Consider the following 18,868-nt stretch of genomic DNA (forward strand, 5'->3'; position numbering starts at 1 on the left):
AAGGAGAGCAATATGCTCTCCTTTTTACTTTGTTCTACAAGAGAAATCTTATAGTACGTGTACAGATGCTGTGTTAGTTGTACCTGAAGGAACTAGCGCGCCAGATACCATAACAACGATGTCACCTTTCTTACCTAGACCAGACTCTAGAGCAAGCTCTTTACCGCTAACAAAGAAAGAATCTGTATTGTCGATAGAGTCAACAACAACTGGGCGAACGCCTTTAGTTAGTACTAGTTGAGCTGCTGTTTTCTTGTTTGTAGTAAGAGCAAGAATGTTTGCAGTAGGGAAGTACTTACGTACTGAACGAGCAGATTTACCACCTTCAGTTGCAACAACGATAAGTGGAGCTGCTAGTTTTTCAGCAGTATCAACTGCACCTTTACATACCGCTTCAGTGATACGTAGACGTGGGCTGTCTAGACGAGAACCTAGCTCGGCTTTAAGAGCTGCATCAGTACGGTTAGCAATTTGAGCCATGATAGTCACAGCTTCTACTGGGTACTTACCTTTAGCAGTTTCACCAGAAAGCATTACCGCGTCAGTACCATCCATGATTGCGTTCGCAACGTCACCCGCTTCAGCACGAGTTGGACGAGGGTTCTTGATCATAGAATCTAGCATTTGAGTTGCTGTGATAACGACTTTACGTGCACGGTTACATTTCTCGATCATCATCTTCTGAGCGAAAATAACTTCTTCAGCAGGGATCTCAACACCTAGGTCACCACGAGCAACCATGATACCGTCAGAAAGCTCTAGGATTTCGTCGAAGTTATCTACACCTTCTTGGTTCTCAATCTTAGAGATGATGTGGATGTTTTGGCCGCCATTTGCATTTAGAAGCTCACGGATTTCACGTACGTCGTCTGCTTTACGGATGAAAGAAGCAGCAACGAAGTCAACGCCTTGCTCGCAACCGAACTTAAGGTCAGCTTTATCTTTTTCAGAAAGAGCAGGAAGGTTTACAGAAACGCCAGGAAGGTTAACACCTTTGTTTTCACCTAGAGCACCGTTGTTAAGAACTTTACACTTAACTTCAGTTGCAGAAGTTTCTAGAACTTCCATTTCGATAAGACCATCGTCAACTAGGATAGTGTTACCAGCAGTTAGGTCGCCAGCAAAGCCTGGGTAAGTTACTGCTACGCGATCTTTAGTGCCGACTACGCTAGCATCTGTAGTGAATGTGAACTCTTGACCAGCTACTAGATCAACGTCATCACCGCCTTCTAGCTTGATAGTACGAATTTCTGGGCCTTTAGTGTCTAAAAGGATAGCTAGTTGCTTACCAGTTTCTTCCATAACTTTGCGGAAGTTCGAGATACGAGTACCGTGCTCATCGAAATCTCCGTGAGAGAAGTTAAGACGCATCACGTTCATTCCAGCTTTTACTAGCTCTGATAGTTTTTCTACAGATTCAGTTTTAGGTCCAATCGTACATACGATTTTGGTTTTTTTCATGGAAGATAATCTCCGGTAAATATAGTTACAATTTGAAATTTTGTTGCCGAGATAAAGCTAAAACTTTTGTTGCAGATTCTGTCTTCTACAATGGCTCAATTTTAACCTACTCAAAGCTGTAACTCTTTCACAAAATTTAGTCATTTAATAACCAAAAGAGTTAGCTCAAATGACTAAACTCTGTGAAAAAACCCGCCTTAGGAGGGGGTAAAAAGAAAACTATACGATAAATTCTGTAATTTTTTTTCTTTTCGGGAACGGATTCTACCACCGAATTCATCCAATATCACGGCCTAAGATTTGTTTTAGGACAAGGTTTTGTGCCTAATATTTTATTTTTTGCTTCAAAATAAATTGAATGAAAGTTTCAGTTCGGTTATCGTATGTTTCGTTTCGAAATATCCAAATGAAAGAAAATGTCAAAGCGCAATACGCAATATCGAAGACACGCCATATCTAACCTAGTGACTGAGCAAGGCGAAGTCAGTGTCGAACAGCTTGCCTCATTGTTTGAAACTTCCGAAGTAACTATAAGAAAGGACTTAGCCTCATTAGAGGAGAATGGCCTTTTGTTGCGTCGTTATGGCGGAGCGGTCGCGCTGCCAAAAGAAGTGGTCAGTGAAGAGTTAGGACAACAAGTTTCATCACGAAAGTTAGCACTTGCGAAAGCAGCGGTAAATCTAATTCGAGATCACAATCGAATTGTAATTGATAGTGGAAGTACGACAGGTGCGTTGATCCAGCAATTGAATCATAAACAAGGTTTAGTTGTTATGACCAACTCACTCAACGTTGCTAATGCTCTCAATGATCTTGAGAACGAGCCAACGATCTTAATGACGGGTGGAACGTGGGATAAACGTTCTGAAGCATTTCAAGGTCTTGTCGCAGAGTCTGTATTGCGCTCGTACGACTTTGATCAATTGTTTATTGGTGCAGACGGCATCGACCTTGCAAGAGGGACTACAACGTTCAACGAAATGCTAGGGCTAAGCAAAGTCATGGCTGAAGTTTCAAGAGAAGTGATCGTCATGATTGAGTCGAAAAAAGTGGGGCGTAAGATCCCTAATTTAGAACTTGGTTGGAGCAGCGTAGACGTAGTGATCACTGATACAGACTTGTCTATGCAGGATAAAGAACAAATTGAGTCGCATGATGTAAAAGTCATCTGCGTATAGTTAACAACGAAAAGACAATAGATTCTCGATTCTCAAATTAACATTCAAATCGAGAATGAAAATAGAATTTTGAATGGAGTGAAGATATGTGTGGAATTGTTGGAGCAGTGGCTCAGCGAGATGTAGCCGAAATTTTGGTAGAAGGTCTACGACGCTTAGAATATCGTGGATATGATTCAGCAGGTGTCGCTATTGTAGACTCAAATAGCGAGCTCACTCGTCTTCGCCGTCTTGGTAAGGTGCAAGAACTAGTTGATGCTACCGAGCAGCAAGAAGTTGCTGGTGGAACTGGTATTGCTCATACTCGCTGGGCAACTCATGGCGAACCTTCGGAAGCCAATGCGCATCCACACATGTCTAGCGATATATCTGTTGTACACAATGGCATCATCGAAAACCATGAGGAACTACGACAACTGCTTAAAGATCGTGGTTATTCTTTTGAGTCTCAAACTGACACTGAGGTTATCGCTCATCTTGTTGAATGGGAAATGCGAGAAGCAACTTCATTGGTTGAAGCTTTGCAAAAAACGGTAAAACAGTTGGAAGGTGCTTATGGCACAGTGGTTATGGATCGTAAAGATCCAAGTCGATTAGTCGTTGCACGATCTGGTAGCCCGATTGTGATTGGTTATGGTGTCGGCGAAAACTTCTTAGCATCCGATCAATTGGCGCTTCTGAATGTCACTCGCCGGTTCTCTTATTTGGAAGAGGGCGATGTTGCTGAGATCACGCGTCGCAAGGTAACAATTTTCGATCTTAGTGGTAACCCGGTAGAGCGCGAAGTGGTTGAATCTAATGCCGAGCATGATGCTGGTGACAAAGGCAAATATCGCCACTTTATGCAGAAAGAGATTTTTGAGCAGCCAACGGCTCTGATTAATACCGTCGAAGGCCGTTTAACCAAAGATGCGGTGATCACTGAAAGTATTGGCGTTAATGCAGCGGAAATATTAGAAAAAGTAGAGCACGTTCAGATTGTTGCTTGTGGTACATCATACAATGCTGGAATGGTTGCTCGTTATTGGTTTGAATCGTTAGCGGGAGTGAGCTGTGATGTCGAGATTGCATCTGAATTCCGCTATCGCAAATTTGTTACTCGCCCAAATAGCCTGTTAATTACGCTTTCTCAATCAGGAGAGACGGCAGATACACTAGCAGCACTTCGACTAGCAAAAGAAAAAGGCTACATGTCAGCGATGACAATTTGTAACGTGGCGGGCTCTTCTCTGGTACGTGAATCTGATTTTGCCTTTATGACTCGCGCTGGAGCCGAAATTGGCGTTGCTTCGACCAAAGCCTTTACCACGCAACTCTCTGCTCTGCTTATGCTGGTAACGGCCTTAGGCAAAGAGAGGCAGTATGTTGATGCTGTAAAAGAAGCAGAGATTGTAAAGGCGTTACACTCGCTGCCAGATCAGATCAATTCAGCACTGAGCTACGATAAGCAGATCGAAGCATTGGCGGAAGACTTTGCCGACAAACACCATACTTTGTTCTTAGGCCGTGGTGAGTTCTATCCTATTGCTATGGAAGCGTCACTAAAGCTCAAAGAAATCTCTTACATTCACGCCGAAGCGTACGCGGCAGGTGAGCTCAAACACGGCCCACTAGCTTTGATTGATGCGGATATGCCAGTTGTTGTGGTTGCGCCAAATAACGAGCTACTTGAAAAACTGAAGTCCAATATTGAAGAAGTTCGTGCTCGTGGCGGCTTGCTTTACGTATTTGCCGATGAAAGCGCTGGCTTTGAGGCCGACGAGAGCATGAAGATCATCACAATGCCAAATGTGAGTGATATTACCGCTCCTATTTACTACACGATCCCAATGCAGTTGCTCTCGTACTATGTTGCATTAATCAAAGGAACAGATGTGGATCAACCTAGGAACCTTGCGAAGTCAGTGACAGTAGAGTAAAACAAGGTATTGAAAAGGCAGCGGTTACTAATGTTATCGCTGCCTTTTATATCGAAATTGCTTGCTGGGAGAGGGTACTAATTACGCTTCCACAGTGTATGCAAGTAGCTCAACAATTTGCTCTGGCGAGGTTGCCCAGGCTTGTGCAGAAGCATCCACTTCTTTTAGCGCATGGACTAGGTTTTCATCGTGTAGAGTAATATAAGGTTTACCTAAAGCAGCGCAGAAACCGGCGTCAAATGCTGCGTTCCATTGTTTATACTTATCGCCAAAGCGTATGATGGCTATGTCGCATGACTTAATTGCGGTTTGAGTCCGGATCGCATTCACTTTTGCTGATTTATGATCTCTCCAGAAAGGATCGCTTTCTAAGCCTAAATGATCACCTGCTGCATCACTCGATTCATGATCCGTATTTGCGGATATAAACTTAACCTTTAGATTCTTGGCTTCACACCCTTTGATGATTTGCTCACGCCAATCGGTATGGATCTCGCCTGACAAATAGACTTTATATTTCATAGTAGCCTTCAACTTGCTGATTTTGAGCCACAAACCTAACACCTCACCAGTTATTGAGCAATGGAGTTTTAGTAAGGTGAAGAGCACTAGTTGTTACTAAACTACGTCACGCGCCGTTCTCTTTTGACCATATTTCTATATAGCTTACTAATATGTACGTATTTAGAGCGTTAATATATATCTAACTAAAATATAGTGGGCAGTCTTTTTAAACTTAACTCTTTATTTAGGGTGATCTGCTTCAAATTACCTTTATAGAACTGTTCATTAATTTATTCATTTCATTCTTTTTTAAATTGAAACTATCACGAACTCAGTAAATTCCATATTTTCTGGATATTAGGTTGATTGAAGCTTTTCCGCTCTTATTGCTAATTTGAGTTATCAAAAAATTGACAACTTAGAACAATAAGGACGTTGAGAGAATGAACATCAAAAAATCCATCCTAGGCATCACGAAACGATCTCTTTTTCCACTCACTTTATTGGCAGCTTCAACTCAGTTAGCGTTCGCCGTTGAACCACTCACAGTATCGAATGGTCAGGTGCTCGCTGGCGGTGAAGCAAAGAGCTTTGCGGGGCCAAGCCTATTTTGGAGCAATACTAACTGGGGGGCAGAGCGCTTCTACACTGCCGCAGATGTGAAGTCGGCGAAAACTGAGCTAGGCGCGACTATTATCCGTGCGGCGATTGGGGTTGATGAATCTGGCGGTCTAAAAGATGACTGGGACGGCAATATGGCTCGTCTAGAAACCGTTATTAATGCTGCGATTGCCGAAGATATGTATGTCATCGTCGACTACCATAGCCACCACGCACATGAAGATTGGGCGACAGCTGAAGCTTTCTTTACTTATGTTGCAGAGAAATATGGCCAATATGACAACGTGATTTACGAAGTATACAACGAGCCTTTGCAAGTCAGCTGGAGTAATGACATCAAGCCATATGCGGAATTTATTATCGACAAAATCCGCGCGATTGACCCAACCGGTATCATTGTCGTGGGCACGCCAACTTGGTCACAAGATGTAGACGCTGCTTCTTATGATCCAATTAATCGCCCCAACATTGCTTACACCATCCATTTTTATGCTGGTACTCATGGTCAATCTCTTCGAGACAAAGTTCAAACAGCGTTGAACAATGGCATCGCTTTGATGGCAACGGAGTGGGGAACGGTGAATGCTGATGGTGATGGTGCCGTGAATCGCACAGAAACTGAAGCTTGGATGAACTTGTTTAAACAAAACAATATTAGTCATGCCAACTGGTCCATCAATGATAAAGCTGAAGGGGCGTCGATGTTTACGCCGGGAGGCACTTGGGGCAATTACACTGAATCTGGCAGCTATGTAAAAGAGATCATTTCCAGCTGGCCTACAAGCGGTGGCGGCGGTGGTGGCGATGAAGCTGACGCCTCTGGCCCTTGTGATACCAATGTGCTGCCGGGCAAAATCGAAGTAGAAAGCTTCTGTTATTCGAAAGGACTTCAGTTAGAAGATACCACGGACACTGGTGGCGGTCAGAACGTAGGGTACACAGATGACGGAGACTGGATGACCTTTAATGTCTCAGTCCCGACTGCGGGTGACTATGAGGTGACTTATCGTGTTGCTTCAGAGAATACTTCTGCTGGCGTGATCCAATTGGAGAAAGCGGGTGGTGACGTTGTGTATGGGAATTTAACCTTGACTGGTACCGGCGGTTGGCAGAACTGGCAAGATCAGAAAGGTACGGTACACTTCCCAGAAGCTGGTGCCCAGACAGTCGCAATTTACGTCAAAACTGGAGGTTGGAACCTGAACTGGTTTAGTTTAACGCCGACAGGCAGTGGCGGTGATACTGGTAGCTGTGAAAATGTGACTGAATATCCGAATTGGCTGCACCCAGACTATGATGGTGGCCCAAATACTCACCTAGAAGAAGGGGAAGAGATGCAGTATCAAGGTAACCTTTACCGAGCGAACTGGTATACAAGCTCAATTCCAGGGAGCGATGCATCATGGACACTGGTAGGTAGCTGTCAGTAGCGAATGAGCGTCTAGCTAAAAGTGATTCAATTAATCAAGGCCTTAGGGGGAACTCCTAAGGCCTTTTTTATGTTGTCTGGCACAATCTCAATTCTTGGTTCCACACTTATACAATGCAATTCTGATGTATTAATATACGGTTTCGATGACGAATATCGATGATTGGTTCGAGTTGGGTTACGAGTAGTTGACCATGATATCTAATGCCTCAGCGATAAGGATATAGCCAAGCATGACACATCACAAAGCAACGCTGAACGATATAGCGGATGCCGCTTCGGTATCTATCTCTACCGTCACACGTTACATCCATGAGCGTGGGTACGTAAAGCCAGATAAACAAAAACGCATAGAAACCGCTATAGCACAGCTAAACTACCAACCTAAACACCAAAGCATTGCTCGGAAAATACCTAGCAATATGATTGGTATTATCATTCCTTACGATGTGATGTGCTCCCACTTCAATGCAGTATTGTGCGCAATAGAAAAGAGCTTGCATCAACATGGCTTGATTTCATTTGTAACGACGGCTGTTCATGGTGAAAAAGCAGAGCTTGCTCGAATTAAGGATTTGCATAAGCAAGGTGTCGATGGCGTGATTGTTATCGGTGGTCGGCTATCAGATCACCGTTTACAGCAGCTAAGGTTAAATATTCCAGTTGTATCAATTGGCAACAATCAGCTGATGACAGAGAACATCTCGTCAGTAAGCACGAACAATGTCGTCGGTGGATATTTAGCGACAAACTATTTACTCCGTTTAGGCCACGAAAAGATAGTACATATCTGTGGAAACTTGAGTCAGCCTGACGGAAAGCAGCGTCTTGATGGCTATTATCAAGCTTTGGAAAAAGCAGGCATACCAATCCGATCCGAGCTCGTCATCTATGGCAAATTTGAGATAGATTGTGGTAGACAAGCTGTCGAAACGTTAATTTCCCAAGAAGTTGAATTTAGTGCTATTTTCGCCGCGAATGATCACATGGCTCTTGGCGCAATTAGCATGTTAAAAGAAAAGGGTTACTCGGTACCAGAACAAGTGTCAGTGATTGGATTTGACGATCATGAAATGGCGACTATATTTTCTCCTCCCTTGACCACTATTCGCCAACCATCCCAGCACTACGGAGAAATGGCAGCCACTCATATGCTTCAGCATCTTGGCTTGATTTCGGCTCAACCCTCCAGCCATGAACAAGAGTATTTGATGACCATTATTGAAAGGGGATCATGTATTGCTCGGCCTATGTGACTTAGCCCCTCTCAAAGCATTGTGAACCTTGGACAGTGACCATATATCTCGTTAATATGGCGTTAATTAATTGGTTTTGGCTGCGTTCAACTCAACTCTTTACAGCTTTTTAATCCGGTAGATAAATGGAGAATTACAAACTAATCACAGCAGTGATTGGTATTGGTTACTTATGGCGACTATTAACGATATTTGCAAAAAAGTAGGTGTGTCGAAAGCAACGGTTTCTCGTGCCATTAGTGGAAATGGGAAGGTTAAGGAATCGACGCGCGAAGCAATTTTTAAGGCCATGGAAGAGCTAAATTTTCGTCCCAATTCTTTCGCTCAAGCCCTCGCGACTAACCGCTCAAACAGCATTGGTCTCGTCTTGCCTGATTTCGATGGTCACTACTTTGGCAGTTTGTTAAAACAAGCAACTCAAGCTGCAGAGAAAACGGGAAAGCAGCTGATTGTTACCGATGGCCACAATGATGCTGAGCAAGAGAAAGAAGCGGTTCATTTTTTGTCTGATAGACGCTGCGATGTCATTATCTTGTACTCTCGTAAACTATCTGTTGAAGAAATTATTGCGCTAAAAAACTCTGTAACTCCGCCGATCATTGTTGTAGGGCGTAGCTTACCGGAAGATGTAGGCTATTCAATTTCGTTTGATCATAGCCAAGCTTCGATCTTAGCGGTAGAGCATTTGATATCACAGGGCCACAAACGTATCGCCTATCTAGGACCTCATAGAAAAACACCAACGACTAAGTTACGTTTTTCTGCATATCAGCAAACTTTAGAGAAGCACGGATTAGAGCTAAATGAAGATCTGCATTTCTACTGTGAGAACTTTAAGCTGAAGCATGGCTACGAAAAAGCGAAAGACATGATTGCAGCAGATTTGCCTATAACAGCAATATTTGCAGCAAGTGATGATATTGCGATAGGCGCCATGAAAGCATTTCGAGAAGCGGGATACCAAATACCCGAAGATATCTCTGTGATCGGAATAGATAACGAAGAAGTCAGTACATACGTGATTCCGGCATTAACCACGGTCGATTTGCCGATACAAGAGATGACGCGTCAAGCTTTAGCATCGGCGCAAGAGCTACTGGAGAAAAAAGAGTTGAGCAATAGATCTCAAACCTTTTCCGGGAGACTTATACAGAGAGAGTCAGTTAAAAAGCTAAACTAGTTTTAGGGTGCGATCCGAAGCACCCTATGATTTTACTGATCTGTATGAATTCATTTCTGATCAGATAGCTGGTCTATTTTTCTATGCAGATCAATCATCTCAGCGATCATTTCTTTGGCTAACATAGCCGTCATTATATGGTCTTGAGCATGCACCATAATCAAGTTAACCGGTACTTTCCCTTCTCCTTCATCCAAGCCAATCAGTGACGTTTGTACGTCATGAGCTCGTTTGGATGCTGCAGCAGACAATGTAAGATGTTCATCTACTTCATCCCAGTTTTTGCTTTTAGCCGCTCTCAAAGCTTCCATAGCCTGAGACTTCGACTCTCCTGCATTAATAATCAGTTCCATTACTGTGCTTTCTAAATCACTACCTGTTAGTACACTCATACCTTTGTCCTAATTTGTTTTTTCATATTCAGGTTTTTCTGTTGAATCAGTACGACTCTTGGTCATGTTCAAGAAATGGTATACCGCGCCAATTAACCCAGCGTCATTGCCAAACTGGGCACTTTCAATATTAACTAAGCTATCGACTTGATGACCTCTTATAGAACCTTCGCTATCAATTAATCGTTGAATATGGTTTTTAATCGAGGCATAAATTTCTTGTCGAGTACTGATTGCTCCACCGATAATAATTTTTTCTGGGTTTAATATAAAAATAAGGTTATATAAGCCAACAGCGATATTTTTATAAAAACACTCGATGACTTGTTTTGCTATTTCATCACCTTTCTCAGCAAAGGAATATATATCTTTGCCAGAAATATCTTCAATACTTAAAGTTTGTTTTCTTTGTATATATTGCCTGCGTAGGCCTTCTCTGATAGAACCGGTGAAGCTGAGTGTTGTCGGCTGATTTTGACTATTGTGGCAAGCGTTGGTGAGCATATAGCCAAATTCGCCAGCCATATTAGCGTGGCCTCTTACCAATTGATCGTTGGCATAGACGGCACCGCCAACTCCTGTCCCTATGGTGACACAAAGAAAGTTCTGGCAATTTTTCGCTTTACCCAACCATTTTTCAGCCAAAGCCACGCAATTCACATCATTTTCTACTTCCACCGGCATCTGGAGTTTGGCACCCAAAACCTCTCGAAATGGAAAACCATAGAAATCAGCAATTGCTCCGCCGGTTTGAAGGAAGCCCTCTACAGGGGCAACCATTCCTGGCACTGAGAAAGCCGCTCCTTCAAATGGATAGTTATTTTCGAGTGATTGCTTTATCTCAACCAATTGCTCGACTATCTCTGTACCCGTTGATGGGGTAGCAACCTTATGCTTTTCGATGAGATGCCCATGACGATTTAACACAGCGTATTTGATGTCTGTTCCGCCAATATCATAGGCTAGAAAATATTTTTCCATATCAATCCTTTATGCATGTTGGTCGCGATATTCCCCATCAAGGGAAAGGGTTAGCGCTCGATGAGGTTTTCACCACGGCTGTCGATGACATCTTTATACCAATGAAAAGATGCTTTTTTGCTACGAGCGAGGTTATTGCTATGGTCTACGTATATGAAACCATACTGCTTTTTAAAGCCATTTAGCCAGCTGAGCAAGTCGATAGCTGACCAAGCAAAGTATCCTTTGATATTGACACCATCTTTGATCGCCGATCTCACCGCAACCAAGTGATCATTAATGAAGTTGATCCTTGGTATATCACATGGGACGCCTTCGACAATCACATCCTCATCACCGAGTCCATTCTCTGTGATGTACATCTTAACATTGCCGTAATGCGCTTTGAGCATATTCAGCCCGTCAACAAAGCCTTCTGGTGAAATTTCCCAATCCCACTTGGTGTAGCGTTTGTCATCCATTTTGACTGATTGGTAGAAACCATCGAAGCTAGGTTTTCCGGGAGAGCCTGTTGAATTTTCTCGGGTACTTTCGATTTTTTCTACATCGGCGGTGATTTTCTTTACTCGATGAGGCTGGTAGTAGTTCAATCCAATAAAGTCATTCAGTGGTGCAGCTTGTTTGATGGTCTCGAGCTCTTCTTCGGTCCAGTCTGGCAGTAGCCCTTGTTCCGTCAATTGGCAAACAACATGCTCAGGATAGTGACCCAGTAAAATTGGATCGTAGAACCAATGAGTATTGAATTGATTTGCATGATATTCAGCGAGTTTATTGTCTTCGCTATCATCTACTGCAAACGCTGGGCTAAATACGTGGCTTATTCCAATTTCACCAAATTGATTCAGCTCTTTGTATGCTGAGATGGTTTTAGCATGAGCGTAGAAGACATTGTGAGTTGCTTGGAAATACTTCTTAGGATCATCTTGAATGCCAGGAGGGTGAGCACCATCAAGATAACCAAGGGCAGTAAAGACAACCGTTTCATTAAAGGTAATGAAGTGTTTTACTCGGTCACCAAAGGCATCAAAACAGATTTTCGCGTAGTTGATGAAGGCATCAACGGTAGCTTTATTTAGCCAACCACCTGCTTTTTCCAGAGGAAGGGGTAGATCCCAATGATATAGAGTGACAAAAGGCACGATGCCATGTTTAAGGCATTCATCAATCAGATCGTTATAGAATGCAATCCCTTTAGGGTTCACTTCGCCGGTACCATTGGGCAGAATTCGGGTCCATGCGATAGAGAAGCGATAAGACTCCAATCCCATCTCTGCCATTAGCGCGATATCTTCTTTATATCGATGGTAGTGATCGATGGCGACATCGCCATTCGTTCCTTCAAAGGTTTTTCCTGGGATCTTAGAGAATTCATCCCAGTTGCTCATTCCCTTTCCATCAGTGTCCCAAGCCCCTTCGACTTGATAGGCGGCGCTGGCTGCACCAAACAAAAAATCATGCGAAAATTTCATATTCTTTCTCTACTAATAATTAAAATTCTGGTTATTCGAATAGCGCTAATGCATCGTCGAGGATCTTTTCACCTTTCATCATGCCGTAATCCAGCATGTTGATAACTTCAACTCGTTTGCCAACTGGGGCGGCTAGTTTTTGTAACTCGCCTTGTTTGAAACGAATCTGTGGACCTAATAGAAATAGATCGTATTCAGACAAATATTCAGAAATGGTGTCGACAGCGTGCGCTTCGATGTGAACATCTAGATCTTTCTTCTCTGCAGACTCTTTCATTTTTTTGACCACCATTGAGGTAGACATGCCTGCTGCGCAAAGTAGTAGTATTTTTTTCATAATATGGCCTTTTCAGTTTCAATTGACGTTATTTGGATTCTTCAGAGAGAGCTAAGCGATCTTGATATTTAAAGAATGGGAAATAGACGAATAGCGTCATTAAGAAAACACAAATTTGTAGTATTGCAGCGCCCCAGCCACCGACGATGAAGCCGCTCAGCACCATCGGTGTTGTCCAAGGTACTTGAATTGCGGTGAAAGGTTGTACCCAGCCAAAGTTAATTGCTGAATAAACCATGACAGCAGATGCGACAGGCGCAAGAATGAAAGGTACCAGCATAATCGGGTTAAAGATGATTGGTGTCGCGAAGATGACGGGCTCGTTGATATTGAAAACTCCTGGAATAAAGGAGAGTTTTCCTAGCTGTTTATATTGTGCTGAACGAGCAAACAATACCATGCAGCATACTAAGCCGAAGGTAAGTCCAGAGCCGCCAACAGTAATGAATTGATCGACAAATTGGTTAGTAACGATCTTGGCATTTTCACCAGCGACAAGAAGATCGCCAGCGTTAATGAGCGACTGATTATGCAGTGCATTAGCTTGAACGATTGGCCCCATGATGCCCATTACAATGACAGGGCCATGCACGCCACACCACCACAATAGAGAGATCAGCAGCGCGATACCAACAGCACCATAGAACGAGTCAGACATACTTTGTAGTGGTGTTTGTACTGCCGTGTAGATGGTTTCTATAAAGGTCTTGTTAAAAGCAACGTCGAAGAAAATATAAGTTAAGAAAGCAAGTAAGATGATAATAAAGCCGGGGATCAAAGAGCGAAACGCGTTAGAAACACCTTCTGGTACACTATCGGGCAGTTTAATAACCCAGTTTTTGTTGAGCACGGCAGAGTATATCCAACCGACTGAGAGGCCGATGATAATGGCTGCGATCATGCCTTTACCACCTAGGAATGTTTTTGGAATAACACCGGTAATATGAGTCACACCATCAGGTGCAACCACAAAGGCGTTCATCACGATCAGCATAGATACAATAGACAGGATGCCTGCATTGACGCCGTTGTGCCCTTCATACTTTACATAAGTAAAAGCAATACCAAACGCTCCAACTAAAGCCAGAATATCAAATGTCGCCCCAACGACCTGAAACAGCGGTACACTCCATTCAGCGCCGAAAATTCTCGCCATAAATTCGTTGTATCCATCAATAGGGACAAATGCTATCAAAAGGAATATTGAACCAATGATGGTTAATGGCATGGTTAACATGAAACCTTCTTTTATTGCGGTGATCGGTTTCGAGTTAACAAACTTCAGGATAGTTGGAAGGATTTTATTCACTCTATCTGCAATGGTTCTTTGGTCTTCAATGGTTTCAGTGCTCATTATTGCTTCCCCACAATCAGGCAAAAATTCATCTAAGAAATAAAAACTGAAAAGAATGTAACCGGTTACAGTAACCGGTTACACATGAATGAAAGCATTTATTGAACTGACTCACAGCGATCATGGATTTTGTGTCAAATTATGTGATCGGTTTAAATAATAACCAGAACTATGCTACGGGTAGTTTGTTCATGGAGCACAGAGGGAAGGAAGAAAGGTGTTCAATGTAAATTGCAGTAGATATCGAGATGACAACTTGGCTGTAGTCTAGATCCGCTAAGTTCTAGAGACTCAAGTTGTCATCTCTAATCCGTTTGTAGTGAAGGACTTTTTGTAGTTGTTTACCGTTATCCATTTAAAGTAGTCGATGAAAGGGTTGAATTGCTTTCTCTATCGATATCTTCATCTAAGGTTAACTCTTCAAACTCAATCCCTAGAGCGTCACAAGCTTCTTTTCTGCTAACGCCGAGGTGAATCATGTACATTGAAATCGCCATTTCCCAACTAGTATTAGTCATTTCGATACCTTATTAAATAAATGCTCAAATCAAAGCTGTTGTAATAATAATTTGCATAGCTTCCACTTATTGAAAGTGGTCAAATAATTTGATTTATTTGCTATTTATATATCGCTCTCTGTAGCAATTACCTAAAAAGTGACAAGCTTCTTGATGACTCTTCTCAGAATGAAACATAAAGTTTGAAATTACCATGGACCAAATGTTGTTGGATACGTAAGTCTTAAAATTTTCCATGTTCATGTTCTCCTCCTATCTAAGGGGGTTAAGTGTTTAACTACATATTGCTCCTTCAATACAAGCTTCATCTAATAAAATAATTTATGTTATTTGTATGAATATAATAGTGACATAAAATAGATATAGATTGAGTTGGCTCATTTCTATTTTATGTGAAGAATAATAACGATAAGAGTGTGGTTAAGTATATAGATAGTTTTGGTAACAAAGATTAAAATTAATTCTACCAAAAATTGAGATGTGAACAATTTTTGGACATTTGTTAGTAAGGTTTTGATTTTAATGTGGGTAGTTCGCAATCTTTAAAGATATAAACTAAGAAGAAACTAACCATATCACATCAGATCAAAAAATAGTAATAGTTGTATCAAGAAAAAAAAAGGGGCCTTGTTTCACTCGACTCGGGAGTGGAAAAGTTTCAGCATTTATCGTTAGCTCAGTTACGATTTCTTTGGCAGAAACACTTATTGAGTTTAATGGAGCAGGGATGATAAAGGCAAGAAATGAACCCCGTAACCTATTTGGTTGCGGGGGTCTCTTTTAGGTTATCTGGCGTACTCATTAAAAAGCCGGCACTTTTCTTCATTGTGTACTGGTAGGTTAGATTAACAATCAATTCTCGATATCCAGTGTATATATAGGTAGATTGATTATTTTTGGGGAATTTAACAGCTCGGGTTTTTCTTACGTATAGCATTTTAGGTAACATTAGTTTTAGGACATCATCTTTATCGAAAAAATGATGCTTCAATGCGGCTGTAGCATGCAATGTAAATAAAACGGCTAATGTCGCGCATGAGCCACGGTGTACCATGAAAAAAAACTCGTTGACGGGTTGGTTGTCCAAAAGGTTGGGTACATTGAACATCCAAAAAAGAAAATAGCTTTTTTCCAACATTAGAAATCCACTGCTAAATACAAGAAACATCATAAGGTAGATCAGTGAGTGAATAAATTTGGCGGCGTTTTTTTGAAGCTTAGATACTGATGAGGGGAGTTCAGGTGTGTTGCGGAAAAACCTCCATATGAATCGAACGATAAACAATGGTGTAGCGATTGTGGCTAGAGATATATTTAATGTAGATAACAAAGAAAACAGTGCTTTATTATCTACCACTAAATGCATGATATAGCCAGCAAGAGTCGCGTAAATTATTACTGCAGCCATTGTCCAATGAAGAAGTTTGGATAGTGGGTCGTATCCTTGAATAGTCATAGTTCCTCCAAATATGAAGTTGGTTGTATCTGCATTATATACAAGATTTCCTATCTACCATTTAATGCCTAGTAATACCTTGAATTAATACTATTGGAGGAAGGAGCGTGTCTTTTTTAACTTATATTGATAATTTTATTATCCTCTCAATATGTTTGATGCTTTTTATTTTATTAATCATATGCTTATGGTTTTTAGTAAAAGTTCTAATTAATTGGAGTTTGTATATTTTGTTCTTATGCAAGAAGTGTGCAATAATAATTGCCTATATTTTGCTTTTATGGTTTTTTAACTTTATTGTAATTGTTATGTAAACTCTGTACTTATTTGATTTAATTTCTATGTTTATTATTAAATTAAAAAAGAGCAATTATTCTAACTTTCACTATTTTTTAGGTTAATGCCTTTGTTGTCAAATTTTGATAATTAGATATACCATTTTGAAATCAAGAAGTTATAAGTATTACTTCTTTTGTGTAAAAACTTGTTCTTAATTGATCTTCATTCCAGTCAAATAATAAAGTCTAATTTCCCAAATTTATTGCCTGTTTCCTTCAATAAAATTAACATGATTATTACTAACAACAAATTTCGAAGATTATAAACATGGACCTAAAGTATACAAAGTTAGCCTAGTTGTTCTTTCAATATGTTTAGTTACCTGTGTTAAACCTACTGAGTAGTGTCGACTCAACGTAGTCTTTGGTCTTTGACGAGTTTTCTTCGATACATCGGCACCTTGGTAGGTACCACTATCTCCTAGTTTGATGTAGGACAGTATAATACCGAGTGACTTGATTCCTCCATATAGAGATTCTCCTTGTGTTTGAATAAAGTACTTCTCACCCAAGAGAGCGCCGTTTCTCTGTAGAGGTTAAGAGTTGCAGAGCTGCAATTTTCAATTGAACCTAGATTGTTGAATATATTGCTGACGGGTAGAGAAGGGTAATATAGCTTCTAGCTCTATTAGGCTATTGAACTCTACACTTTTCATGGTAGGAATTATGCCATGATACGCTCTTACTTTTTTGAGTTGAATACTCTATATGGTTTGTTGCTATTCGCCTCAGGGGTAAAGTGAGCGAAAATAGGAGATGTGACTTAATAGCGGATAAAACCTGATCAAAATAATATGAAAGTTTTCACAATGATGAAAACTTTCAAAAATAGCGGTTTTTTCTTAAGGTTGTTTACTGTGTTATTTGTGACTCAAGCATAAATAATTGACAATAATGTAACCGGTTTCCTCTTTGGGTGTTCTAATTGGAGTTGTTTCTAACAGCATGATGATAAACACATTCCAGGTAACTTAACCTTGAGATTTAATTGTTGAGATAGCCATGTTTCATAAATGATGTGAATGGTCATTAAACTTTCAGCCCTTTCATTTCCTAGTATGTGTCCAGCACAAAAATACTTATTAAAACTAGGGGCACATTATGAAAAGCTCGAAACTATTACCAGTGGTGTTATCCGTTTCTACAGCAATTCTTTCTATTCCTTCATATGCTGACAATAAAGACATTGATGATCTTAGTCGGCGTATCCAAGAGCTAGAGGAAAAATTTGATAAAGAGTACAGCGAACAGGAATCTCAGCAACCTGAAGTGCTTAGCTCCCAATCAGATGATACTTTCGGCATCCATTTTAGTGGTTACGCTCGTTATGGTGCGGCGTATCAAGCAGGAGATTCAAAGCTTGTATCCACTGATGATGCCCTAAATGGTAATGCGACAGGACGGCTAGGTAACGAAGGTAACGGTGGAGAGTTTCAGTTTGGCAAAACATTTAGCAACGATACCGGTGCAATTTGGAACATTGACGTTATGTTTAATCATTGGGGCGACAATGTTGAAGTGCCAAAGGCATATGCTGGTGTCACCAATTTATATGAGTCTCAACCAAATCTTTATATTTGGGCTGGTCGCAACTTTAACCAAAGGATCCAGACCGATCTGAATGACTATTATTGGATGACAACCGATGGTCAGGGCGCAGGTTTCAATAATTTCGCACTGTCGGAGACCCTAAAGCTTGATGCGAGTTTTGTTAGTGCAGTAGATAGTGGGCCTGATGATAGTTCAAACGGCGACTACGCTATTACCACCACCTTGCATGGGATATCTTTTGGTGAAAGTAGTGGTGTAACACTGTATGCGAACTGGGGTTTTGATGACAAATCGGACGCCAACTCTGGAAATCGTATTAACGCTTATCAAGTAGCAGCCAAGTTCAACCTAGATAACAACAATATCGTTGTTCGCTATTCAGATAACGCGAAAGACAAAGTTCTCGATAAAACTAAGGATCAGCAAGCTCTGCTTTTCAGTTTTGATGGTAGCTACGATTTCAACCAAAGTGCATCTGTTGCTTATTTGACAGCTTTCCAAACGTACAAAGACGGTGAGTATTCTCAATATGATCGTAAGGATTACAATGCTGTTGTTCGCCCAATGTATTTTTGGGATGACGTGAATTCTACGTGGCTAGAGTTTGGCTATGATAGAGTCGATTTTAGCAATGAAGACATTACGAATAGCTCTTGGAAGGTGACGCTATCTCAGAATATTTCCTTCGGCAAAGGCAGTGACCAAAGACCAATGCTACGCTTTTACACCACGGTCGGTGACGCAGATAACGAGCAATCGATCGGAACAAATGGTGCTTTCACTAGCGCAACAAAACAAGATACGTTGACCGTTGGTGCGATGTGGGAAGCATGGTGGTAACGAGTCTAAGTTGATTTAACTATTCACTCAGCTCAGCACTTGGGCTGAGTGAACCTTGCAAATATCTTTTCTCCCCAACTTTCT

At 41.3% G+C, this 18,868-nt stretch carries 15 protein-coding genes; 6 read left to right on the plus strand and 9 right to left on the minus strand.

From position 1 onward, the window contains the following. Positions 1–48: 48 nt before the first annotated feature. Positions 49–1,461 carry a pyruvate kinase PykF gene (pykF, locus tag L7A31_RS07020; RefSeq protein ID WP_237360811.1) on the minus strand — a complete coding sequence of 471 codons (1,413 nt, stop codon included), beginning with the start codon at positions 1,459–1,461 and terminating at the stop codon, positions 49–51. 416 nt (positions 1,462–1,877) lie between these two features. On the opposite strand from pykF, the gene L7A31_RS07025 reads away from it, so the two are divergent. Further along, the gene (locus L7A31_RS07025; RefSeq protein ID WP_237360812.1) at positions 1,878–2,639 is read left to right on the plus strand and encodes a DeoR/GlpR family DNA-binding transcription regulator; all 762 of its coding nucleotides are present in this window, start codon (positions 1,878–1,880) and stop codon (positions 2,637–2,639) included. Between the two features lie 86 nt (positions 2,640–2,725). Then, the gene (glmS, locus tag L7A31_RS07030) at positions 2,726–4,558 is read left to right on the plus strand and encodes a glutamine--fructose-6-phosphate transaminase (isomerizing) (protein WP_237360813.1); all 1,833 of its coding nucleotides are present in this window, start codon (positions 2,726–2,728) and stop codon (positions 4,556–4,558) included. Between the two features lie 81 nt (positions 4,559–4,639). Here the strand turns inward: glmS and L7A31_RS07035 are convergent, their stop codons facing one another. After that, positions 4,640–5,080, minus strand: a complete 441-nt coding sequence (locus tag L7A31_RS07035) for a YtoQ family protein (protein WP_237360814.1) — start codon at positions 5,078–5,080, stop codon at positions 4,640–4,642. 425 nt (positions 5,081–5,505) lie between these two features. Here L7A31_RS07035 and L7A31_RS07040 point away from each other — a divergent pair, with 425 nt between their 5' ends. The 3 genes from L7A31_RS07040 (at position 5,506) to L7A31_RS07050 (ending at position 9,548) form a co-directional block, all read left to right on the plus strand. Continuing rightward, complete coding sequence (locus L7A31_RS07040) at positions 5,506–7,113, plus strand: cellulase family glycosylhydrolase (protein WP_237360815.1); 1,608 nt, start codon at positions 5,506–5,508, stop codon at positions 7,111–7,113. A gap of 232 nt (positions 7,114–7,345) precedes the next feature. Continuing rightward, positions 7,346–8,368, plus strand: coding sequence for a LacI family DNA-binding transcriptional regulator (locus L7A31_RS07045; RefSeq protein ID WP_237360816.1), 1,023 nt, complete (start codon positions 7,346–7,348; stop codon positions 8,366–8,368). A 172-nt stretch (positions 8,369–8,540) separates the two neighbouring features. Further along, the gene (locus L7A31_RS07050; RefSeq protein ID WP_237360817.1) at positions 8,541–9,548 is read left to right on the plus strand and encodes a LacI family DNA-binding transcriptional regulator; all 1,008 of its coding nucleotides are present in this window, start codon (positions 8,541–8,543) and stop codon (positions 9,546–9,548) included. Between the two features lie 50 nt (positions 9,549–9,598). Here L7A31_RS07050 and L7A31_RS07055 read toward each other — a convergent pair whose 3' ends face one another. From L7A31_RS07055 to L7A31_RS07085, 7 genes are all read right to left on the minus strand, one after another. Continuing rightward, on the minus strand, positions 9,599–9,940 hold the full coding sequence (locus L7A31_RS07055) for a PTS lactose/cellobiose transporter subunit IIA (RefSeq protein WP_237360818.1): 342 nt from the start codon (positions 9,938–9,940) through the stop codon (positions 9,599–9,601). Positions 9,941–9,949: 9 nt separating this feature from the next. Then, positions 9,950–10,921 carry an ROK family protein gene (locus L7A31_RS07060; RefSeq protein ID WP_237360819.1) on the minus strand — a complete coding sequence of 324 codons (972 nt, stop codon included), beginning with the start codon at positions 10,919–10,921 and terminating at the stop codon, positions 9,950–9,952. Positions 10,922–10,971: 50 nt separating this feature from the next. Continuing rightward, positions 10,972–12,390, minus strand: a complete 1,419-nt coding sequence (locus tag L7A31_RS07065) for a glycoside hydrolase family 1 protein (RefSeq protein ID WP_237360820.1) — start codon at positions 12,388–12,390, stop codon at positions 10,972–10,974. Positions 12,391–12,421: 31 nt separating this feature from the next. Continuing rightward, positions 12,422–12,727, minus strand: a complete 306-nt coding sequence (locus tag L7A31_RS07070; protein WP_237360821.1) for a PTS sugar transporter subunit IIB — start codon at positions 12,725–12,727, stop codon at positions 12,422–12,424. 28 nt (positions 12,728–12,755) lie between these two features. Further along, the gene (locus L7A31_RS07075; protein WP_237360822.1) at positions 12,756–14,081 is read right to left on the minus strand and encodes a PTS sugar transporter subunit IIC; all 1,326 of its coding nucleotides are present in this window, start codon (positions 14,079–14,081) and stop codon (positions 12,756–12,758) included. Between the two features lie 347 nt (positions 14,082–14,428). Then, entirely contained in the window at positions 14,429–14,599 is a 171-nt protein-coding gene (locus tag L7A31_RS07080; protein WP_237360823.1) for a hypothetical protein, read from the minus strand. Positions 14,600–15,356: 757 nt separating this feature from the next. Continuing rightward, the gene (locus L7A31_RS07085; protein ID WP_237360824.1) at positions 15,357–16,055 is read right to left on the minus strand and encodes a cytochrome b; all 699 of its coding nucleotides are present in this window, start codon (positions 16,053–16,055) and stop codon (positions 15,357–15,359) included. Positions 16,056–17,494: 1,439 nt separating this feature from the next. Between L7A31_RS07085 and L7A31_RS07090 the strand changes: the two genes are divergently transcribed. After that, complete coding sequence (locus L7A31_RS07090; protein ID WP_237360825.1) at positions 17,495–18,784, plus strand: carbohydrate porin; 1,290 nt, start codon at positions 17,495–17,497, stop codon at positions 18,782–18,784. Positions 18,785–18,868: the final 84 nt, after the last annotated feature.

This window comes from Vibrio marisflavi CECT 7928 (assembly GCF_921294215.1).
Taxonomy (GTDB): Bacteria; Pseudomonadota; Gammaproteobacteria; order Enterobacterales; family Vibrionaceae; genus Vibrio; species Vibrio marisflavi.